This window comes from Halobacterium bonnevillei (assembly GCF_009831555.1).
Lineage (GTDB): Archaea > Halobacteriota > Halobacteria > Halobacteriales > Halobacteriaceae > Halobacterium > Halobacterium bonnevillei.
Genome location: NZ_WUUU01000208.1, coordinates 1 through 4,716, shown reverse-complemented (window position 1 = coordinate 4,716; position 4,716 = coordinate 1). Strand labels below are relative to the sequence as shown.

Genomic DNA, 4,716 nt, shown 5'->3' with positions numbered 1-4,716 from the left:
CGACCGCACCGACGTCGGTGCGGTCGAAGCCATCGACGGCGTGTCGTGGACGATCGACCAGGACCTCCCGCCGATGGCCTGCGACGACCCCGAGTTCGCCGACCGCGTGCTCGACGCCGCCGGGGCCGTCCAGGCCGGTGCGGGCGCTCACGTCGCGAAACCCCACGCGACCGACGCCGGCTGGCTCGCCGACGCCGGCGTGACCTGCGTCGTCTGCGGCCCGGCGGAACCCGGCGAAGCCCACACCGCGTCCGAGAGCGTCTCCCTCGACCTGCTCGCCCGGTGCCGAAGCGTCTACGAACGCCTTACAAATTCGTAGTTGGCGCAGAATAGTGGTAAAAACGACATTACTAGATGCTGTAGACATCCCAGAAAGCGCCAAGGGACTTTAGGCGCTCCCAAGGTTTCTTTCACGGATTCTGAGAGCATTCTAGTACCAACCCTGGGGTTTAATTCTATATTTGCAGTAATCACTCATATGTTGGATAATTCGAAAATACGGGAGATTGCACCACACCTTGACAAATACGATCTGGGGTTTGGAGCTAGTCTACTTCTGGTTCTCGTCGCCGCTTTCGCCCCTTTTATTCAGGGTCTCAGTCTCCCTGGAATCGTGGCCGCTTGGAGTGGATTTGTTGAGTCCTCAGGGACGATTGCACTGATTTCCGCCTGGACTGCTTTCATCGCCCTCTATAGGTTACGTCATCGTCCGAACAAAACCCGTCCAGCAGTTCGAGAAGATTTTGAACGCGAGGAGGGGGAGGAGAAATTTGATTTTGGACTCCGCAACTACGGTCCGGGCCCCGCTCTTTACTTCCAGGCAGTCGCAACTGTAGAGAAAGGAGGGTCGGTAGAAACCGTCTCACGATTCGTACCTCACGATGAACCAATACATCTCAACGATGGTGAATTCATCAGTCTAGTAGATGGTATGGGGGAAGAGGGCCTAATCGAGATTCAGGAAAAGTACGGGAATGCAACGGGTGATGAAGACTCTCCTGCGATGCTAAAATTATATTATAGCTACGTCTCTCAATCGGGGGTTCGGGAACCAACCGATGTATTTGCTAACCGAGACGATGATAATATTCTCTCTGAACTCAAACAAACAGATAACGGGGTTCGACGTATTGAGTTGAGCAGATTGGTGGATAACTGCCTGACTTAGTCATGAAGGGATTTCCATAACCAAGACCTCACTACTACGCGTTACTGGACAAATCGTTTGACAAACTGATTCAAGTTCCAGGCAGACGCGGCAAACCCGACCGAAGCTCCAACTGCGAAAATATAGGGTGTGAATGGGTGACTACGGCCAATATAATACGCTGGGATAGCGCCGATGAGAAGAACCAATTTGAGAGCAATCCATGTTTGCTTCCCTATGGCAACCACTACGGGATTTCCCTCGTATTCCCAGAGTGGTAGTGTAGTGAGTACATCGAGACCATGGCCAACTACGAACGCGATTGCAGATATTTCAACAAGAGCCACTTTGTTACCTATCTGAACCACTGGCTGATAAGTTTGAGTAGATATTGCTAAAGTGTAAGTCCGCGGCTTCGCACACTGCCCTCCCAATTTTTAATCCCCAAATTTAGAGGTTATAGCTCGCCGGCAATCCGAGAGGACAATCCTCATAGGCACCGAACTGTTCGGCTAGCGTATGTCCGCGCAGGCTACTGAGGAGGTCCCCGACGCCTACGAGGCGCTCCTCGACCACTACGAACAGATTTCGAACGTCAACGCCGCGACCAGTCTCCTCTCCTGGGACCAGGAAGTCATGATGCCCGAAGGCGGGACGCCCGCTCGCTCCCAGCAGAAGTCCACCCTCTCCTCGCTGTCCCACGACCTGCTCACGGAGGCGCAGGTCGGCGACTGGCTGGACGAACTCGAGGACGTGGACCTCACCGGCGAGCAGACTGCCGTCGTCCGCGAGATTCGACGCGCCTACGAGCGCGCCGACCGCGTCCCCAGCGAACTCGTCGCCGAGATCTCCGAGACGACGTCCGAAGCCCTCCCCAAGTGGAAGGAAGCCAAGGCGGAGGACGACTTCTCCGTCTTCGCGCCGATTCTCGAGGACCTCATCGAACTCAAGAAGGAGTACGCCGAGCACATCGACCCCGACAAGCCCGCCTACGAGGTGCTGTTCGCGGACTACGAGCCGTACCTCGACCTCGACACCGCGGAGCGCGTGCTCGAACGCCTCCGCGAGGAGCTCGTGCCGCTCATCGCGGACATCCGCGAGAGCGACGTCGAACTCGCCGACCCCTTCGAGGGCGAGTTCGACGTCGACACCCAGGAGGCCCTCGCGCGGGACGTCCTCGACACCCTGGGCTACGACTTCGAGCACGGCCGCTTGGACACCGCGCCGCACCCGTTCTCCACGGGCAACCAGTTCGACGCCCGCGTCACCACGCGGTTCGCCGAAGACGACCCGCTGGGCGCGCTCACCTCCACGATTCACGAGTTCGGGCACGCGCGCTACACGCTCGGCCTGCCGCGCGAGCAGTACGGCAGCCCGCTGGGGGAGTCCCGCGACCTCACCGTGCACGAGTCCCAGAGCCGCCTCTGGGAGAACCACGTCGGCCGGTCTCGGGTGTTCTGGGAGAAGTTCCTCCCCGAGATGCAGGCGCGCTTCCCGCAGGTCGCCGAGGCCACCCCCGAGGACGCCTACGAGGCCGCCAACGAGGTCTACGAGGACAACCTCATCCGGGTCGAAGCGGACGAACTCACCTACCACATGCACATCATCGTGCGCTTCGAGATCGAGCGCGAGCTCATCGAGGGCGACCTCGACGTCGCGGACGTCCCCGAGCGCTGGAACGACAAGTACGAGGAGTACCTCGGCGTGCGCCCCGAGACTGACGCGGAGGGCTGCCTCCAGGACATCCACTGGAGCCACGGCTCGTTCGGCTACTTCCCGACCTATTCGCTGGGGAGCGTGCTCGCCGCCCAGATCTACGACGCCCTCGAAGCGGACGTCGGCGACGTCGACGAGAAGGTGCGCGACGGCGACTTCGACGTCATCGCGGACTGGCTGGAGACCAACGTCCACCAGCACGGCGCCCGGTACACCACCCCGGAACTCGTAGCGGAGGCGACCGGCGAGGAGTACAACGCCGACCACTTCGTCGACTACGTCACCGAGAAGTACACCGACCTCTACGACCTCTGATACCGGGCATCGAGCCCGATTCGCCTCCGCCTCTCGCTCCGGATCCCTGTTCTTCGAGACGAACGTACACGTGGGGCCAACCGATTGATTAGTGCTGCCGGTGTAGCCGGCTGTATGCAGGCCGAGAGTACCGTCGAGTTCGTCGAGAAGTGGCAGATGGGCGCCGTCCTGCTGCTGTCGTCGGCGTTCGTCGGCTTCCTCACAGGGAGCGCGCTGGGCCGCGGGTTCCCCAGCGACCTCGGCCTCCCCGGATTCGTCGGCGGCGCTACCCTCACGTTCCTCGCGCTCTCGTCCCTCCTCTACGGCCGGTAGCCTCCGCAGCGACAGCCCGCTGCCCCCCTCGCCGCCGTGGGGGCGTCACCGAAAGCTTATGCCGGATTCGGCGGGAGCGTCCCGCATGCCCGGTCCCGTCTTCCTCTCCGGCGACAGCGTCACCCTCCGGCCACCCGAGCGCGGGGACCTCGACGCGATACAGCGCTGGATGAACGACCCGGAACTCTGGCGCCCCGCGCTGGACGCGAAGCCGATGAACGGCGCCCTCGCCGAGGAGTTCTTCGAGACGACGCTCACCACCGAGGACGACGTGAAACTCGTCGTCTGCGTCGACGACGAGCCCGTCGGGATGGTGTCGCTGACGGCCAGCCAGTACGGGCCGACGGCGACCGACCGCGCGCGAAGCATGGAACTGGCATACCACCTCGATCCCGAGTTCCACGGCGAGGGGTACGGCTCGGAGGCCGCGGGCCTCGTCGTCGAGTACGGCTTCACGGACCTGAATCTCAATCGCATCGAGGCGTCCGCCGGCGCGTTCAACGACGCCTCGCAGGGGCTGCTCGAATCGCTCGGGTTCCAGCGGGAGGGCGCTCGGCGCGACGCCGCCTACTACCGCGGCGACTACTACGACATGCTGACGTACGGACTGCTCCGGGAGGAGTGGGACGGCCGGTAGGCGGCCGAGTTCCGGCGACCAACCAGGGGTGCCGGGTGGCTTTTCCCACTGCCTGCCGAGTGCTCGACCATGCGCGCTGCAATCTTCCAGGGACCAGGCGACATCACCGTCGAGGACGTTCCGAAACCCGAACTCGAGGCGCCGACCGACGCCATCGTGCGCGTCACGCACACCGCCGTCTGCGGGTCGGACCTCTGGTTCTACCGCGGCGACAGCGACCGCGACCCGGGGTCGGGGGTCGGCCACGAACCGATGGGTATCGTGGAGGCAGTCGGCGACGACGTGACGTCCGTCGAACCCGGCGACCGCGTGCTCGCGCCGTTCGCCATCAGTTGCGGGTACTGCGAGTTCTGCCGCAAGGGCCTGCAGACGTCCTGCGAGAACGGCGACGGCTGGGGCGGCGACAACGGCGGTGCGCAGGGCGAGTACGTCCGCAGTACGCACGCTGACGGCACGCTCGTGCGCGTCCCGGACCGGTACGCCGACGACGAGGACGTCCTCGAATCGCTCCTCCCGCTGACTGACGTGATGGGCACGGGGCACCACGCCGCCGTGAGCGCGGGCGCGCGAGGCGACACCGTGGTGGTCG

Annotated in this window: 6 protein-coding genes; all 6 read left to right on the top strand. The window is 62.8% G+C overall.

The window, feature by feature from the left end:
* Positions 1–319: M20/M25/M40 family metallo-hydrolase (locus tag GRX66_RS16690; protein WP_159527529.1), on the top strand; the 319-nt coding region annotated here is incomplete at its 5' end.
* 159 nt (positions 320–478) lie between these two features.
* Positions 479–1,168 carry a hypothetical protein gene (locus tag GRX66_RS16685; protein WP_159527528.1) on the top strand — a complete coding sequence of 230 codons (690 nt, stop codon included), beginning with the start codon at positions 479–481 and terminating at the stop codon, positions 1,166–1,168.
* A 498-nt stretch (positions 1,169–1,666) separates the two neighbouring features.
* A complete protein-coding gene (locus tag GRX66_RS16680) occupies positions 1,667–3,178 on the top strand; it encodes a carboxypeptidase M32 (protein WP_159527527.1) in 1,512 nt (503 codons plus the stop codon).
* Between the two features lie 114 nt (positions 3,179–3,292).
* Positions 3,293–3,490 (top strand): hypothetical protein, encoded by a 198-nt coding sequence (locus GRX66_RS16675; protein ID WP_159527526.1) that lies wholly within the window; start codon positions 3,293–3,295, stop codon positions 3,488–3,490.
* 85 nt (positions 3,491–3,575) lie between these two features.
* Positions 3,576–4,127, top strand: a complete 552-nt coding sequence (locus GRX66_RS16670) for a GNAT family N-acetyltransferase (RefSeq protein WP_159527525.1) — start codon at positions 3,576–3,578, stop codon at positions 4,125–4,127.
* Between the two features lie 69 nt (positions 4,128–4,196).
* A partial coding sequence (locus tag GRX66_RS16665) for an alcohol dehydrogenase catalytic domain-containing protein (RefSeq protein WP_159527524.1) occupies positions 4,197–4,716 on the top strand: 520 nt, incomplete at its 3' end.